This is a genomic window from Mucilaginibacter tolerans (assembly GCF_030519375.1).
In the GTDB taxonomy this organism is placed as follows: domain Bacteria; phylum Bacteroidota; class Bacteroidia; order Sphingobacteriales; family Sphingobacteriaceae; genus Mucilaginibacter.
The window spans coordinates 26,958-43,656 of sequence record NZ_JAUMKB010000003.1; the positions used below are offsets into that span (position 1 = coordinate 26,958).

General features: G+C 42.8%; 18 protein-coding genes. 11 read left to right on the forward strand and 7 right to left on the reverse strand.

The features are described 5' to 3' along the window. Positions 1 to 37: 37 nt before the first annotated feature. From Q3A68_RS04820 to hemH, 7 genes are all read left to right on the forward strand, one after another. Positions 38 to 856: an alpha/beta fold hydrolase gene (locus Q3A68_RS04820; protein WP_302899920.1), complete on the forward strand. Its 819-nt coding sequence runs from the start codon at positions 38 to 40 to the stop codon at positions 854 to 856. Further along, positions 853 to 1,476: a lysophospholipid acyltransferase family protein gene (locus Q3A68_RS04825; RefSeq protein WP_302899921.1), complete on the forward strand. Its 624-nt coding sequence runs from the start codon at positions 853 to 855 to the stop codon at positions 1,474 to 1,476. The genes Q3A68_RS04820 and Q3A68_RS04825 overlap by 4 nt, the downstream gene beginning before the upstream one ends. After that, entirely contained in the window at positions 1,476 to 2,096 is a 621-nt protein-coding gene (locus Q3A68_RS04830) for a lysophospholipid acyltransferase family protein (RefSeq protein WP_302899922.1), read from the forward strand. The genes Q3A68_RS04825 and Q3A68_RS04830 overlap by 1 nt, the downstream gene beginning before the upstream one ends. 94 nt (positions 2,097 to 2,190) lie before the next feature. Next, a complete protein-coding gene (locus Q3A68_RS04835; RefSeq protein ID WP_302899923.1) occupies positions 2,191 to 3,186 on the forward strand; it encodes a glycosyltransferase family 2 protein in 996 nt (331 codons plus the stop codon). After that, a complete protein-coding gene (locus Q3A68_RS04840; RefSeq protein ID WP_302899924.1) occupies positions 3,165 to 3,863 on the forward strand; it encodes a carotenoid biosynthesis protein in 699 nt (232 codons plus the stop codon). The genes Q3A68_RS04835 and Q3A68_RS04840 overlap by 22 nt, the downstream gene beginning before the upstream one ends. A 12-nt stretch (positions 3,864 to 3,875) precedes the next feature. Then, positions 3,876 to 4,727 (forward strand): 4-hydroxy-3-methylbut-2-enyl diphosphate reductase, encoded by an 852-nt coding sequence (locus Q3A68_RS04845; RefSeq protein ID WP_302899925.1) that lies wholly within the window; start codon positions 3,876 to 3,878, stop codon positions 4,725 to 4,727. 95 nt (positions 4,728 to 4,822) lie between these two features. Continuing rightward, complete coding sequence (gene hemH, locus Q3A68_RS04850) at positions 4,823 to 5,842, forward strand: ferrochelatase (protein WP_302899926.1); 1,020 nt, start codon at positions 4,823 to 4,825, stop codon at positions 5,840 to 5,842. 101 nt (positions 5,843 to 5,943) lie between these two features. On the opposite strand, the gene crtD is transcribed toward hemH, so the two are convergent. The 5 genes from crtD to Q3A68_RS04875 all read right to left on the reverse strand — a co-directional run bounded on the left by crtD (position 5,944) and on the right by Q3A68_RS04875 (position 11,060). After that, positions 5,944 to 7,410 carry a 1-hydroxycarotenoid 3,4-desaturase CrtD gene (gene crtD / locus Q3A68_RS04855; protein ID WP_302899927.1) on the reverse strand — a complete coding sequence of 489 codons (1,467 nt, stop codon included), beginning with the start codon at positions 7,408 to 7,410 and terminating at the stop codon, positions 5,944 to 5,946. Between the two features lie 162 nt (positions 7,411 to 7,572). Continuing rightward, entirely contained in the window at positions 7,573 to 8,127 is a 555-nt protein-coding gene (locus tag Q3A68_RS04860) for a type 1 glutamine amidotransferase domain-containing protein (RefSeq protein ID WP_302899928.1), read from the reverse strand. A gap of 94 nt (positions 8,128 to 8,221) precedes the next feature. Continuing rightward, a complete protein-coding gene (locus Q3A68_RS04865) occupies positions 8,222 to 9,115 on the reverse strand; it encodes a LysR substrate-binding domain-containing protein (protein ID WP_302899929.1) in 894 nt (297 codons plus the stop codon). A 55-nt stretch (positions 9,116 to 9,170) separates the two neighbouring features. Next, positions 9,171 to 9,929: a hypothetical protein gene (locus tag Q3A68_RS04870; protein ID WP_302899930.1), complete on the reverse strand. Its 759-nt coding sequence runs from the start codon at positions 9,927 to 9,929 to the stop codon at positions 9,171 to 9,173. A gap of 117 nt (positions 9,930 to 10,046) precedes the next feature. Then, positions 10,047 to 11,060 (reverse strand): aspartate-semialdehyde dehydrogenase, encoded by a 1,014-nt coding sequence (locus Q3A68_RS04875; RefSeq protein ID WP_302899931.1) that lies wholly within the window; start codon positions 11,058 to 11,060, stop codon positions 10,047 to 10,049. Positions 11,061 to 11,308: 248 nt separating this feature from the next. Between Q3A68_RS04875 and Q3A68_RS04880 the strand changes: the two genes are divergently transcribed. From Q3A68_RS04880 to Q3A68_RS04895, 4 genes are all read left to right on the forward strand, one after another. Continuing rightward, entirely contained in the window at positions 11,309 to 12,265 is a 957-nt protein-coding gene (locus Q3A68_RS04880; protein ID WP_302899932.1) for an NAD-dependent epimerase/dehydratase family protein, read from the forward strand. 325 nt (positions 12,266 to 12,590) lie between these two features. After that, the gene (locus Q3A68_RS04885; RefSeq protein WP_302899933.1) at positions 12,591 to 13,316 is read left to right on the forward strand and encodes a YebC/PmpR family DNA-binding transcriptional regulator; all 726 of its coding nucleotides are present in this window, start codon (positions 12,591 to 12,593) and stop codon (positions 13,314 to 13,316) included. A gap of 60 nt (positions 13,317 to 13,376) precedes the next feature. Then, a complete protein-coding gene (locus Q3A68_RS04890; protein ID WP_302899934.1) occupies positions 13,377 to 13,598 on the forward strand; it encodes a DUF2442 domain-containing protein in 222 nt (73 codons plus the stop codon). A gap of 62 nt (positions 13,599 to 13,660) precedes the next feature. Further along, positions 13,661 to 14,380, forward strand: coding sequence for a hypothetical protein (locus Q3A68_RS04895; RefSeq protein WP_302899935.1), 720 nt, complete (start codon positions 13,661 to 13,663; stop codon positions 14,378 to 14,380). 99 nt (positions 14,381 to 14,479) lie between these two features. On the opposite strand, the gene Q3A68_RS04900 is transcribed toward Q3A68_RS04895, so the two are convergent. Further along, a complete protein-coding gene (locus Q3A68_RS04900; RefSeq protein ID WP_302899936.1) occupies positions 14,480 to 15,277 on the reverse strand; it encodes a carboxylesterase family protein in 798 nt (265 codons plus the stop codon). A 54-nt stretch (positions 15,278 to 15,331) separates the two neighbouring features. Further along, entirely contained in the window at positions 15,332 to 16,684 is a 1,353-nt protein-coding gene (locus Q3A68_RS04905) for a glucoamylase family protein (RefSeq protein ID WP_302899937.1), read from the reverse strand. Positions 16,685 to 16,699: the final 15 nt, after the last annotated feature.

Sequence of the window (16,699 nt, forward strand, 5' to 3'; positions counted from 1 at the left end):
TACTCAATCTTCTCCATTATCCTTAATATTGCCCGTTATGGGCTTTTTGCAAATTCACGGACTGGGCAGAGTGCATTATCACGAATATGGCAGCGGCAATAGACCTATGCTGGCTTTTCATGGCTATGGCATGACCGGGAAACAATTCCATGTACTGCAAAATTCCATTCTGACCAAATACCATGTTTACGGTTTCGATCATTTTTTTCATGGCGAAAGTGCTTTAGAGGATTGGACTGAAGAACACATCCTTGCAGGCATGCCCAGGAGCCTTGTAAAATACTATTTGGAGGAATGGTTCAAGGCGTTTGGAACGCAAAGGGTATCGCTCATGGCCTATTCCATTGGGGCAAAACTGGCGTTGATCCTGCTGGAAGAATACCCGGAATGGATTGACGAGATTATCCTGATGGCACCAGATGGCTTGTCAGTTTATAAAGGCTTTGATTTTCTGACGAACAAATCCATCGGTAAGTATTTTTTTCGCAAAGCCACCAAAAGCAATTGGATGGCACCTGCACTTTTGAGGAATCTCAGAAGGCTTCGGATCATTGATGGCAACCTGTATAACATCGCTTACAACGAGATTGATACGGAAAAGAAACGCCTGGATGTGTACTACACATTGAATCTGATACGCCTATTGCAACCAGACACGAATAAGATAATTAAACTGATTGACCAGCACCCTGTTAAATGCACCATCATATTTGGCAAGCATGATAAGTTGTTCCCAAGATCAGCAGCCAGACCATTTACCGATCAATTGACTGAAGCCGAAATACATGAGGTGCCATTAGGCCATTGGCTGGTTGTACCTGCATTGGACGAGTATTTATTAGATTTGTCTGAATGATACCTCAGCGCAGCAACCGGCTCATCAAAAAATTGTTCGCCCCTTACCTGGCTTACAGGCTACGCAAGGCTTTTAAAACATTGAAGTATGATGAAATCGAGGTGCTTCCGGGCCATTCCGTATTATTGTTATGCAATCACTTTAGTTGGTGGGATGGCTTTTTCGCCGGGCATCTAACCCATACTTACCTGAAGCGCGACTTTTTTATCATGATGCAGGAAGATCATTTGCAAAAGCGCATGTTCCTTAATCGGATTGGTGGCTTTTCTATTAATCGCAAATCAAAAGAAGTGGTGGAATCGCTGCAATATGCGGCAAAGCTGCTTGATGATCCCGATAACCTGGTTACTGTTTTCCCGCAGGGCGCATTAGAATCCAACCATATTGATGAGATCAATATCGAACGTGGTATCGATTATATTGTCAAAAAGATAAAAGGCGATTGTCAGATTATCTATTATTCAGCTTTTATTGAATACTTCGAAAGCCTGAAACCGTCTGTCTACTTCCGGTTTTTGAATTGCGGCACTAACCGCGATTTCGATTTTGAAAGATTAAAAACTGTGATCAACCACCATCACAAAAAAGCTTTGAAGGAACAGGTAAATGCCGAGCATTAATGATAAAGCCAGGGAATAATTTTATTATCCGTCAAATACTGCATTACTATGTTACCTGGATAGTAAAGCACCATTTTCACGAATTGAAGTTCGATCCTATTCGCGTTGATCCTGGTAAATCAATCCTTTTAATAGCCAATCATTTCAGTTATTGGGATTCACTGATTCTGTATATCCTATGCCGGAAATTGCTGAAGAAAAATTTTCACGTAATGGTACGTGAGGATACGACAATCAAATTTCAATATGTGAAATATGGCGGTGCATTTTCCATCAATAGACAATCAAAGGATGTATTGCAATCATTGGATTACGCTGCTGAATTATTAAAAAATCCGCAAAACCTTGTACTGATATTCCCACAAGGGAAGTTATACTCCAACTTTGTAAATACCATGCAGTTTGAGAAGGGAATCACTCGTGTAATAGAAAAGGCCGAAGGAAAATTCCAATTATTATTTGCAGCAACTTTTGTTCAATATCTGAAGCATAAAAAACCCACAGCGGCCGTTTATTTGCAGGTTGAGCCATTGCAGGACAAAAGTTTTGAAGATTTAAAAAATGCTTATCAAATACATTATGATAATGCTAAATTGCAGCAAACCGAAATTGTGATATAAAGTGTTCATTGTTATCTACGCAACTTTCATTTTCATCATTTTGCGCTTTGCCGTAACGATCTTTAATTTCATTTCGGATCCAAAATTGCGCCGGGTGAGCAGAAATTATGACAACCTGGTTTCTATACTCATCCCTGTACGAAACGAAGAAAAAAACATTCTCACGCTTTTACAATCTATCGAAAAACAAGACTATAATAATTACGAAGTGATAGTTCTGGATGACGATTCCAGCGATCGTACTTATCATATCTGTGCGGAATTTGCACATAAACATTCCGCTTTCAGTGTAATTAAAGGCAAAGAGCTTACCGGCCCATGGCTGGGCAAAAATTTCGCCTGTTACCAGTTAGCCAAACGGGCCAGGGGTGAATTTTTACTATTCCTTGACGCCGATGAGCAGATTTTCAACGGGCTGATCAATAGCGCTATTCATCGTATGCATTTTCGCAAACTGGCCCTATTGAGCTTGTTTACGAATCAGCAAATGAACACATTTGGCGAATGGCTAACCGTTCCGCTAATGCATTACCTATTGCTCAATTTACTTCCGCTGCGTTTGGTATACCTGGCAAAAAACCCGGCAGTGGCTGCAGCAAGCGGGCAGTTTATGTTGTTCAATACAGAAATCTACCGCCAATACGAATGGCATAAAGGTGCTAAAGACAAGGTCGTGGAAGATGTAGAAATAATGAAGCAGGTGAAAGCACGAGGATTTAATGGCGAAAGCCTGCTTGCCAATGGTATGATCAGCTGTCGCATGTACACAGGCTATAATACTGCAATAAATGGTTTCGGAAAAAATTTCCTTGCGGCGTTTAACTATAATATTTTCAGCTTCCTTGTTTTTCTTTTGCTACTGATAACAGGTCCAATGATAGTTATTATTACGTTAAACTTTCAGTTGATACTGATGATGAGCGGGCTCATCCTGCTCACCCGTATCATGATCTCGCTGGAATCGGGGCAAAATGCCTATATTAATGTTATCTTGCACCCGCTGCAGATGTTCAGCCTTGTGCTGATCGCCTTTTCGGCCATACAAAAATATTTAACCAAAACTACCGAATGGAAAGGCAGGAAAATCTGAGGCTACCGGGTCTCCACCAACAAGCTGAGGAATTATCCATCAACCGAAAAGCTATTTCTATCATCATTATTTTTCACCTCATCGGGTTGATTGGTTTGAGCATTCCCGCAACGCGGACGATATTCTTATACTTGGTTCCATGGCATTTATTGTTGATGCTGGCAGTTATCGTACTCAATCACAACCGGGTCGACAATCGCTTTATATTTTTCATGGCACTCATTTTTATCTCTGGATTTGCGGCGGAATGGGTTGGGATACACCAACATTGGTTTTTCGGTGCTTATTCTTATGGCAAAACTTTAGGGATCAAAGTGTCAGGAGTGCCTTTAATCATAGCTGTCAACTGGTTCCTGCTAACGTATTCTGCCAGTGTGTTAATGCAACGCAGCCGGTTAAAAAGCATGCTTTTCAGGGTAATTATTGGTTCATTCATATTAGTCGTGTTAGATTTTCTGATTGAACCTGTAGCTGTGCGATTGGATTATTGGCACTGGGCTGACGGTGCTGTTCCTTTTAAAAACTATCTCTCGTGGTTTCTTGCAGGTGTGGTAATGCTTTTGATCTACGAGTTGTTCCGTTTTAAATATCAACGTGTTGTCGCATCGGTATTCCTTCTAACCCAATTTATTTTCTTCGGAACATTATACTTAGTGCAAGTAATTTTTTTAGCGTAAATTTGCAGCCTTATGGCCGATTATCAGTTAAAGGTAACCATCGATCAGGATTCAGGCTTTTGCTTTGGAGTGGTGTATGCTATTGATATGGCGGAAGAAATTCTCGGGCAGGATGGTTATTTGTACTGCCTCGGCGATATTGTTCACAACGACGAGGAGGTAGAACGGCTGAAGGCAAAGGGCCTGCGCATCATTGGTCATGATGACCTGAAAAATCTGCGCAACGAAAAAGTATTGATCCGCGCGCATGGCGAAGCTCCTGAAACTTACCGCCTGGCTTTAGAAAACAATATTATGCTGATCGATGCTTCCTGTCCGGTAGTTTTGAAACTTCAGAACCGTATCAAAACCTCTTACGACAGCAACGAGAAGATACTGATCTTTGGTAAACATGGCCATGCTGAAGTGATCGGATTATCGGGCCAAACCAACAACCAGGCTTTGGTTTTCCAGGATATTACCGAACTGGATGAAGTGGAATTACCTCAAAAAATCACCCTTTACAGTCAGACCACCAAGAGCACTGAAAAATTCTACGATATCAAGGAGAAACTGATTGAGCGTGGCTATGAGGTTAAGGCGAACGACACCATTTGCCGCCAGGTATCCAACCGTGATAAGGACCTGCCTGCATTTGTAGCCAAGTTCGACAAGATCGTATTTGTATCGGGCCGCAAATCATCTAACGGCAAGGTATTGTTTGAAGTTTGCCGCAAACATAACCCGAATACGTATTTCATTTCATCACCTGACGAGTTGGATAAATCCTTGTTCGCTCCGGGCGATAAGGTGGGCATTGCAGGTGCTACTTCTACGCCAATGTGGCTGATGGAAGATGTGAAAGCTGCGCTGGAGGAGTTTTAATTCATTACATTTCTGAATGCCATTATTCATTTATTGGCAATAATTGATTATCAAAGTCAAACAGGGGAAAAATTATTTTACTTTTGCACCTCAATATGGGCAAAAAGGGAGTTTTACTAATCAATCTGGGAACGCCAGACAGTCCGTCGACTGCCGATGTGCGTAAATATCTTCGTGAATTTTTGATGGATCCCCGGGTGATCGACATTAACCCGATTTCCCGTACCCTGCTGGTTAAAGGCATTATTGTGCCAACCCGCGGCCCTAAATCAGCTAAATTGTACCAAAAGATATGGGACCCGAAAACCGGCTCTCCTTTATTACATTACAGCATACTTCAACAGCAACTATTGCAAAAACGCCTTGGCGATGATTTTATCGTTGAGTTGGCAATGCGTTACCAAAGCCCCAATATTGAATCGGCTTTAGAGCGATTGAAGGCTGCTTTAGTAGATAACATCCAGGTTATCCCACTTTTCCCGCAATATGCATCGGCAAGTACCGGCTCAGTGTATGAAAAGGTAATGGACCTGGTCGGCAAATGGCCCACTAGTCCAACCATCTCTTTTATCAACTCGTTCCACGACAATAAATTGATGATCGAAGCATTTGCCGACAACGCCCGTAAACATAAACCAGAGACTTACGATCATATTTTGTTTAGTTTTCACGGTTTGCCACAGCGCCAGATGATCAAGTCGGATCATACGCATAATCATTGCCTAAAGTCGGTTGATTGCTGCCAGACGCTTACGGATAAAAATAAATTCTGCTATTCGGCTCAATCTTATCATACAGCAAAACTAATTGCTAAAGAATTAGAGGTCCCGAAAGAAAAGTATACCGTTTGCTTTCAGTCGCGCCTGGGCAGCGACCCGTGGGTGCAGCCTTACACCAGCGAGGTAGTAGCACAAATGGCTAAAGAAGGTAAGAAACGCCTGCTGGTATTTTGCCCTGCTTTTGTAGCTGACTGCCTTGAAACAATTTATGAAGTAACTACCGAATATGGCGATGAATTCAAAGCCTTAGGCGGTGAGCACGTACAACTGGTGGAGAGCATGAATGATTCTCCGAAATTTATTGAGGCATTAGCGGGGATGGTAGAAAAACAATAGCGTCATCCTGAATTTATTTTAGGATCCAACAGGACAAGTCGTCCGCATGATGTAGACCCCTGCATAATGGGGTATTGAAACAAGTTCAGCACGACTTTAGATTATATCATTTCACTCACAATCTTCGCCGATAACAAACACAACGGTATCCCTCCTCCAGGATGCACACTACCTCCACAGAAGTACAGATTTTTGATTTTTTGTGAGCGATTGGCATGCCGCAAAAACGCAGCGTAACGACTATTGGAACTTGTTCCGTAAATAGAGCCCTGATAGGATAATGTACGGGCTTCGATAGATCGGGGATCAAGAATGGATTCGCAGACAATCAATTCAGTAATATCAGTTTCCAATACCCGGGAGAGTTTTCGAAGAATGTTTCCCCTCGCTTCTTGAATTAATTTATTCCAATCCTGCCCTTTATTCGCAGGCACATTGATCATCACAAACCAATTCTCACAACTTACTGGCGCATCGTCGGTTTTTAGTTTGGAGCTGATATTGACATACACTGTCGGATCATGATAGACAGTTTGTTTTTGCCAAATGTGGTCAAACTCTGCCTGGTAATCGCTGGTAAAAAATATATTATGTAGATCCAACTCCCCGAATTGTTTTTTAATACCCCAATAAAATATTAATGCTGAACTGCTCCTTTCCTGTTCAAGAATTTTCTTAGGCTGATATTCGGGATATTGGTTCAGCAATTTATAATAGGTAAACCACACATCCATATTGGATACAACTAAATCTCCATTAATCACCTCACCATTTACCCCGATACCAATGGCCTTTTTATCTTTTAAAATTATCTCATCAACTTTTGACCTATAATGAAATTTCACTCCTAAAGACTCAGCCAATTCCACCAAACAACTAACGATCTTATACATTCCACCTTTCGGTAAATAGGCTCCAAAATGCTGCTCCAGATGTGGTATAACATTTAGTGTAGCGGGAGCCTGGTAAGGATTAGAACCATTGTAGGTGGCATAACGGTCGGCATATTGCTGCAACCGTTGGTCGGCAAAAAACCTACTGTTCGCCTGGTGCATGGTTCTGAACGTATCGATCTGGCCGAATCTCAACAATGATTTTAAGGCTTTCCTGGTAAAAAATGTTTTTAGCCGATCCAACGACCTTTGCAGAAAGAGATGGTCGGTTAGCTCGTATATTTTGCCGCTGTTATTTATAAACCAGCGCATAGCCTTTCCTTCGCCAGTATGCTTGTCAACCTCATTTACAAATTGCTCTTTATCGGCATAGGCAATCATTCGGCTGCCGTCTTCATAAAAGTATTTGCAGATAATATCCAGCTTTTGATAACTGAAAAACCGGGATGGATCTTTGCCGGCCAATTGGAATAACTCATCCACATATTGCGGCATTGTCAGCAAGCTCGGTCCGGCATCAAAGCGGAAGGCGTCTTGTTTGATCTCAGCTAATTTACCTCCTGGGTAATCGTTCGCCTCAAAAACTTCAACCGCATAGCCTTTTACTGCAAGGCGAATAGCCGCAGCAATTCCAGCAATTCCGGCACCAATGATCAAAGCTTTTTTGGCAGGCATGGCGCAAATATACCGCTGATTATTTTGATTGGAGGATTTCGCTGATTCTTGTAGGGTGTCATGCTGAGGCACTCGAAGCATGGTGGGGAAGGCCTCTACGAACTGCACTTCAACTGAGCTCAGTGTGACACCCGTTTTCGTTCAGATCATATATCTCACAGCTTACGCATGATGATGCGTCCTCTCACCAATTTCCTCTATCGTCTTTTGATTAAACACCTCCAAATCATCGGGGCGGCGACTGGTTATTAAACCATTATCTACCACCACTTCTTGGTCTATCCAATGCGCACCTGCATTTTTCAGATCGGTTTCGAGAGATGGATAAGAAGTCAATGTGCGGCCACCGATCATACCGGTTTCGATCAGCATTTGGGGGCCGTGACATATGGCTGCCACTGGTTTACCCTCATCTAAAAATGCTGAGACAAAGGCCACTGCTTCTTTATTTTGACGCAATTTATCGGGATTCAAAACACCTCCCGGTAAAATCAATGCATCATAATCATCCGGACTAACATCATTCAGCAGCTTATCTACATTGATCTCAATACCCCAATTGGTTTTATCCCAAGCCATTATTTTCCCGGCCTTTGGCGAAACCACATCTACTTTAGCTCCGGCTTCTTCCAATGCCTGTTTTGGGCTGGTCAGCTCCACCTGTTCAAACCCTTCTTCGGTAAGGATAGCTACCCTACGGTTATTTAAACTTGCCATAACGCTTGTGTTTATTGATTGAAAATTAAATTTCTTTCTATCAAACTACATTTGGCAAAATACTTGGTTTTTGATTTTTTGAGAAAGGCGATGCTCAAACAAACTGCATAGCATATTTCATAAAATTGCTGGTGAGACCAAAATCTTCTGTTCCCTTTCGGCGGATAAAATAGAAATCGCGGGTGATCGTTAACCCTTCAATGGGCACTTCTACCAGGTCGCCTTCTGCCAGTTGACGCACAATGGACGGTCGTGGCATAAAGCCCAGGCATTGGTCGGCCAAAAGGAAATTCTTCAATGCTTCGGTGCCTCCAAGCCTAATCTTTACAGAAAGATCAGCAGGTTTGATGTGATGGTCGGACAAAGCTTTTAGTAAAGCATTCAACGTTCCTGAGCCACGCTCGCGCAAAGCAATGGGTGTTTTTAAAAGTTGTTTTAGCGTTAATGATTTTCCTGCCAACGGACTTTTTGACGAGCAAACTGGGATCACCTCGTCGCTCATAAACGGATTATAGGAAACTGTAGTGAGTTTATTATCCACCTCAATAATGCCGATATCCACTTCGTGGTTTAATAAAGCGTTCAGGATATACTCTGAGTTGCGGTTCACCAGTTGGATATCCACATTCGCATATTCGCGCTGAAAACCGGAAAGTATAGAGGGTAAAATATACAAAGCGATAGTTGTGCTTGCGCCAAGCCTTAAATGCCCGGCCGCCTGTGATACATTGCTGAGGATGGATAGGTCATACTCGATTTTCCGCTCTATCTCGGTAGCCTGGAGTAAATTTTCATTCAAACGCTTGCCCGCCTCGGTAAGCAAAATACTGTTGCCCTTACGCTCAAACAAAGGCACTTTATATTGATCTTCCAAAGCCTTGATATGTTTACTAATGGCGGGCTGTGTAACAAACAGCACCTGCGCCGCCTTTGAGAAACTCAAATTGGCTGCCACTTCCATAAACACGCGATGAGCGAAGGAGATCATGGTGCGAATTTAGTTGATTGGGTTGATTATGTGAGTGATTGATTGAGTTAGTTTTTTACTTCTCGAAACATTGGCCAGTAAATCTATAGAGGATGAATTTATTAGTCATCTGGTTGTTACCGTCAACTAACGGCAAATAAATAATATTTGTCTTTTCATCAAAATAAGGGCGAGGACGCTTCTCATAATCCATATCTACGACCGAACCGAAATCATAATCATAAGACAGATCACTATGCAAGCCAGACCGCGTTTTTATTATTTTGGCATCGGTTAGTTTTCCATTATCTATTGTGAAAACATGAATGCCATCAGAAACATCTTTAGTTGATCCTATCATTACGTATCGCGCCAGATAGTACACTTTGTTATTTACCTGCAAAGTATAGACTTTATTATAGTTATAGTTATTTACTGCCTCACCATCTGGCTTGTCGAGAATTGACTTGACGCCAGTTCCTGTTTTGAATTGCATCACATTCTCAAAAAAGTGCATTGTACCTCCGCCCTCAGTGTCCCATGAATAAATCCTGAATAACCCATCAGTTGAAGTGGAAATGTCCACATTGGCTTTTTTCAAGGCTTCAAATGGGTAGCTTAAAGTTGAAGGCACTTTTTCAATGTAACTTTTTAGCTTGGTTTCAAATTTCTTGTTAGTGACCGATGTTTTGTCATAATCATTTTTTTGACTGTAATATTCGATCATCTTATATGATTTTACCAAATCACCCTCAATTTGTTTTGGCGTTTGGGCGAAAAGTACTGATGTGAGCGAACAGCAAAAGAAAATCAGGAACAGGTTTAAAGGTTTCATGATATAAACAAAAGTCCAGAAATAAAAATAGAGATAATCGCTTGACTATCCCTATTCATTTATGTTTTAGTTGATCAAAAAAGGTTAACTCAATCAATCTAATCCAACTCAATCAACTTATTCAACCAAACTGGCCTGCCCTATCAAATGATTCGCAACCAAATACTCAGCTATCTGCACCGCGTTGGTAGCAGCGCCTTTGCGCAAGTTGTCTGATACGATCCAACAGTTCAGGGTATTCGGATTGCTTTCGTCGCGGCGGATACGACCTACAAATACTTCGTCTTTTTCGTGTGCGTCAAGCGGCATTGGGTATTTCAGGTTGGCAACATCGTCAACCACTACTACGCCCGGAGATTTTGACAAAAGGTCTCTTACTTCGTCCAGGTCGAAATCGTTTTCAAACTCAATGTTTACCGACTCTGAGTGACCGCCGATAACCGGGATACGAACGGTAGTAGCCGTAACACGGATGCTGTCGTCGCCCATGATCTTACGGGTTTCTTTGATCATCTTCATTTCCTCTTTGGTGTAACCGTTGTCGGTAAACACATCGATATGAGGGATCACATTCAGGTCGATAGGGTAAGTGTATGCCCTTGGCCCATCGGTAATACCCTTACGCTCGTTGAAAAGCTGGTCTACAGCCTTTACGCCTGTACCAGTTACCGACTGGTAGGTAGAAACCACAATCCTTTTGATCTTATATCTATCATGCAATGGTTTCAGCGCGACCACCATTTGTATGGTAGAGCAGTTAGGGTTTGCAATGATCTTATCTTCTGCTGTCAATACATTGGCATTCACTTCGGGCACTACCAGTTTCTTGGTAGGGTCCATACGCCATGCTGACGAATTATCTACAACGGTTGTACCGGCTTCGGCAAACAAAGGTGCCTGGGCCAGTGAAGTGCTCCCGCCGGCTGAAAATAAAGCCAGGTCGGGCTTCTGTTTTATCGCATCCTCAACAGAAACCACCTTATACTGCTTACCCTTGAATGTTACTTCTTTACCAACACTCTTTTCTGAAGCTACGGGGATTAATTCTGTTACCGGGAAGTTGCGTTCTGCTAGAACCTGCAACATTTTAGTGCCCACCAGCCCGGTGGCACCTACTACTGCGACTTTCATCTTTCTAAAATTGTTACTTATATAATAAAATAATTGATTATTGAACCCCAAATATCCGAATTTTTCTATTCTAATCATGCATTACCGGTTTGGAATTATTTGAATCTTAATTTCTTGCATGATTGCAATGCCAATTTTTAATTAATTGTAAAAACCATGCAGATAATTTCAAATTTTTCAAATAACTAAAAACTTCAGATTTGGGTTCAGGCAAAAAAATCTACCTTTGCGCATCAATAATTAACTTCATGAGCGAAAAGATTTTAGTGATCGGCGCTAATGGCCAGATTGGGACCGAACTGGTCAACGCATTGCGCGATAAATATGGCGCCGAGGAGGTAATCGCATCCGATATTAACAGCCCGATCTATGCTATCCGCCACAGCGGTCCGTTCGAGTTTGTGAACGTGCTGGACAAAGACAATCTACATCATATTTTTACCAAACATCAGCCTACACAGGTGTATTTGCTGGCTGCTATTTTATCAGCTGTAGGCGAACAAAAACCCAAAATGGCCTGGGACCTAAACATGACCGGTCTGATACAGATACTGGACTACGCCGTGGAGTTTGGGGTTAAGAAAGTATTCTGGCCAAGCTCTATAGCCGTTTTTGGGCCGCATTCGCCACAAGAAAATACACCACAATATTGCGTGATGGACCCTAACACTGTTTATGGTTTCAGCAAACTGGCAGGCGAGCGCTGGTGTGAGTACTATTATGAAAAGCATGGACTGGATGTACGTAGTCTGCGCTATCCCGGCTTAATCGGCTGGCGGGCAAATCCAGGCGGCGGAACTACCGATTATGCGGTACACATTTTTCATGAGGCATTAAAAAAAGGCAGCTACCAAAGCTTTTTATCGGCTAATACCGCTTTACCAATGATGTATATGGATGACGCTATCCGCGCTACCATCACCCTAATGGATACCCCTGCGGAGCAAATTACGATCCGTTCATCATACAATCTTGCTGGCATCAGCTTTACTCCTGCTCAACTGGCTGAGGAGATCAAAAAACTGATCCCGAACTTTGAAATCAGCTATGCTGAACATGATCCTCGTCAGGCCATAGCCGATAGCTGGCCGAAATCGATAGATGACAGCTATGCACAAAAAGATTGGGGATGGAAGCTGGAATATGATCTGAAGACGATGACTGAGGATATGCTGAAGAATTTGAAGAACGTCATATTAGCTTAAAACAAGTGGCATAATTAACTCACCCCGACTACGCAACGCTGGTCGACCCTCTCTATGGCAAGCCATAAAGAAGGCGAAGAAAAGAAAGAAAAAATAAAAACCTAAACCCTCTTTACACGCAGTGTAGAGAGGGTGGTCGAGCGAAACGATGACCGGGTGAGTCTACACGGGATACAGTTAAACCCTAAAGTATCAATCTGGACCTAGGCTAACCCTCAAAGCATTAAAACAAAATAGCTATATTTACCGCCTCTTTTAACACAGAGGGTTCGGGATAAAGTTACCCCTGTCATCCGCGAACTGTTAACTATGAACTAAAGAAAAAATGGGAAGAGCATTTGAATTCCGTAAAGAAAGAAAGCTAAAGCGCTGGTCGAAGATGGCCGTGCAGTTTACACGCCTGGGTAAGGAAATTGTAATGGCAGTTAAAGCCGGCGGCGGTGACCCTAACACTAACTCGCGCCTACGTACTGCTGTGCAAAATGCCAAAGCGGTAAACATGCCGAAGGACCGCGTAGAGGCCGCCATAAAAAGGGCCACCAGTCGCGACGAAAAAGATTACGAAGAAATTGTTTATGAAGGATATGCGCCACACGGTGTAGCGATTTTGGTAGAAACAGCTACAGATAATATCAACCGTACCGTAGCTAATGTGCGCAGCTATTTTACCAAAGTAGGTGGAACATTGGGCAAAACCGGTTCACTTGACTTTATATTCACTCGTAAATCCGTATTTACGTTTGTTCCCGGCGACCGCGATTTGGAAGAACTGGAATTTGAATTGATAGATGCGGGTCTGGAAGAGCTATTCGTTGAAGCTGATGAGGAAGGTAACGATATTGCCGTAATTCATACCGCTTTTGAAGATTTTGGAAAGATGCAGAAAGCCCTGGAAGGAATTGGAATTGAAACAAAATCGGCCAAACTGGAGCGTATACCGCAATCATTCCACGAAGTGAATGAAGAGCAGGTTGCCGACGTCATGAAACTGATCGATAGGCTGGAGGAGGACGACGACGTTCAGGCGGTTTATCATAACATGGCGGAGTAGTGATTAGTTAACCAGGGATTAGCTTTTAGTGTTTAGGATTTAGAATTTAAGATTTGCACCATGCCTTTATTCACCTCACGTAAGCAGGGAAAGCAAGTTAAAGTGACCTTTAGCAATGGCTTGCTTTTTGTTGAAAAGGAAGATGGCAAGTCGGAGATTTTTCCATTGGAGTTTTTCCCTAAACTTCAAAACGCTACCAATGAACAGCGTGAAGATTGGAAACTGACAGATAAGGGGATACATTTTAATCAGCTTGATCTGGATGTAGATGTTAAGTATTAGATAAAAGATATGAGTGAAGGCAAATGTCTCAAATCTCATATCTCACATCTCAAATCTATAAAATGACATTCGAAGAATTTTTTAAGAAGAAAAAGATCAGTCTGGTCGCTCTTGAACAGAGCGAGCCCGGACTTTTTTCGGAATTTAAAGTTCACTTCGAAAAGATGGGCGAAAAAAGCTTCGACCACACCAAAAAATATTGGTTCAATAAATTAAGGCTGCGCTTCCCTGCTCCGCCGGAACCTAAAGTAGAAAAAATAGCAATTGAAAATCCCCTGGCTGAACAAACCATCACAGAAACTTTAGGCGAGAAACCTGCACAGTCAACTCCTAAATGTGGTTTCACCCCAAAATTTAAAGCTGGCGCAACAAAGCCGGCAGAAACGGCACCTGCACCGGAAGCAAAACCTGAAATAGAAAAATCTAAGGAAACAGAAAAGCCCGCATCTGCCCCTACCGGATTTAAGCCACGTTTTAAGGCGGGAATTACTAAACCAGCAGAGCCTGCGGCCAATACTGAATCTGCACCCGAACCGGAAAAACCTGCTGATGAAAAACCTGCATCAGCACCTGTTGGATTCAAACCGCGATTTAAGGCTGGAGTTACTAAACCAGCTATACCAAATGAAAATACTGAGCCTGCACCGGAACCAGAGAAAACTGTAGAAGAAGAAGAGCCTGCATCTGCGCCTGTTGGTTTTAAACCACGATTCAAAGCTGGGGTTACAAAATCTGCAAATCCGTCTCCTGAGCAAAAGGACGAGCCGAAAAAAGAAGAATAATATCTTACTCCCCTTGTCATTCATTCAATAGCGAAGGATCTAAAAGCGGGATGCCACTCGCAACAGATGCTTCGCTATTGTTCAGCACAACAAACAGCCTTATTTCTTATGCGCAAACAACCACGGGATTAATTGTGGCTCTTTAAAAGCATCATCCCAGCTATTATGGTCATCATTAGGATAAACGGTAAATTTCGGGTCACCGCCTGCTGCTTTGATAGCCGCTACCATAATCTGTGAATGATCAAAAGGCACCACACTATCCTTTTGGCCGTGGAATATCCACATCGGGACTTTCTTTGCATAGATCTTTGCATTCAGCGTGTTATCGCCCCCGCAAATAGCAAAGGCCGCTGCAAACCATTCCGGCTTGCGGCGCAGCAACTCAAATGTGCCCATTCCGCCCATTGACAGGCCGCCTACATATAAGTGGTGCTTATCTACAAAAGGTTTATCCAGCCATTGAGCAATCAATCCCAATAAACCCGTCATTGCTTTAGTGGGTTCGCCACCTGCCTGGAAGTTAAAAATTGTTTTGCCGGCGGCATCTGTTTGCTTATTTACATTACTCCAATAGCTGGCCGCAGGGCATTGCGGAAATATCACAATAGCCGGATATTTGGCGCGAATAGTATCATTCAAGAAAAGTTGTGTGCCGTATTTCAGTTGAGCTTCGTTATTATTACCGCGTTCTCCGGCGCCATGCAATACCAGTATTAACGCATACTTTTTAGATGGATCGAAATTTTGTGGGAAGATAAAACGATACGGGATCGTATCGCCTTTATTAATATAACTTCCCCGGTCAAATCTCGAAGCTTCGGGCGATTGGGCGAAAACAGGAAATGCCAGGCATAGGCCCAGCATTCCGGTTAAAAATATTTTTATGGTTTTCATTATCACGTTTAGATATTTTCTACAGGTTTCAGAACGTAAATAACGAATTTTTAATCAATTCCTTGCAAAGGCAGGACTTTGAAAACCAATTTTCTTTAATCCGTGCTGCACTTCAGGACAGCTCATAAATAATTTCCAGAGCAAACCGCTACGGTGGTTCTCGATCATCACCACGATCGGGCCCTGATCGATCGCCAGGTAGGATTTGGCGTACCAGTTATGCGATTCGCTGAAGGCGTCTACAAAACCGTATTCGCCCCAAATCTTATCGCCCATATCGTAGTAGAAATGGCGCAAAGCTTTCATAGAATATTCCGGTGTATACGGGAATGCTGATAAAGCAGCGGTTGGGCTTATTACACCCAGATCGTTGTCTGGTGCATGGGCGCTGTAACCTTCGTAATTATCACTGGCGGTTAAGCCCCAGCAGTCTTCTCCATAACCTTTATAATGTTTTGGGTTGTCAACACAGTAAGCGTGATTGATAAGGGTATGATTTTTATTCTGCTCCCAGTAGTCAGCATACTGGTCTTTTAACCCGTGCGGGTCAAGTCCCATGAATGAATATTGAGAAAAGAATAGCGGACCACCATAGTCGAACCCTAAAGGCAGCTTAAAACCATAGTATGTTTTACCGTTTTTAAAGAAGTCGCTTTGTGCCCACCCTCTTTCATAAATCTCTGCATTTACCGGATAACGTTGGGCCGATTCAGCCAGTATATAAGTGATCAGGCACTCATTAAAACCGCGTATCGGGAAATTCATCACCCAGCCATTGTTGGGCGACCAGTGCCAGTATAGATTATCTCTCCCCCCCTGTGTATACCAGTTCCACTCCATTTCATCCCATAGCTGATTAATAACATCCCTGATATGGCGCTCTTTTCCGTCGTGCCCGGTAAAGTACTGGCGTGCACATAGCAGTCCTTCAAAAAGGTAAGATGTTTCTACTATATCGCCGCCATCATCCTTACGGCCAAATCGGATAACTTTACCCGTTTCACCATTCATCCAATGCGGGAATGCACCATGAAACTCATCAGCTTTAGCTAAAAAGTCGACGATCTTCAGCATCCTGTCTACTGCCTGCTCATGAGTGATCCATTTACGGTGATCGGCTACTATCAGGGCCATTATGCCAAAGCCGGATCCTCCGGTTGTTATTACTTCATTCCCATAATCATACGCTACATTACTGCGCTCGCGGGCCAGCCCGCTTACCGGGTGACCAAAGTCCCAGAAATAGCGGAACGTTTGACGCTGAACCACATCCAGCAAGGCGCTATCAGACAGGCCCTTTATGATACCGACAGACTTAATGCCTTGGTCAGCTTGTTTTGATTTATTTTGAGAGAAGGCCAACAAGGTGGCTGAGCATAATACAATTGCGATAAAAAAAGATTTCATCTTTATCAATTTTTA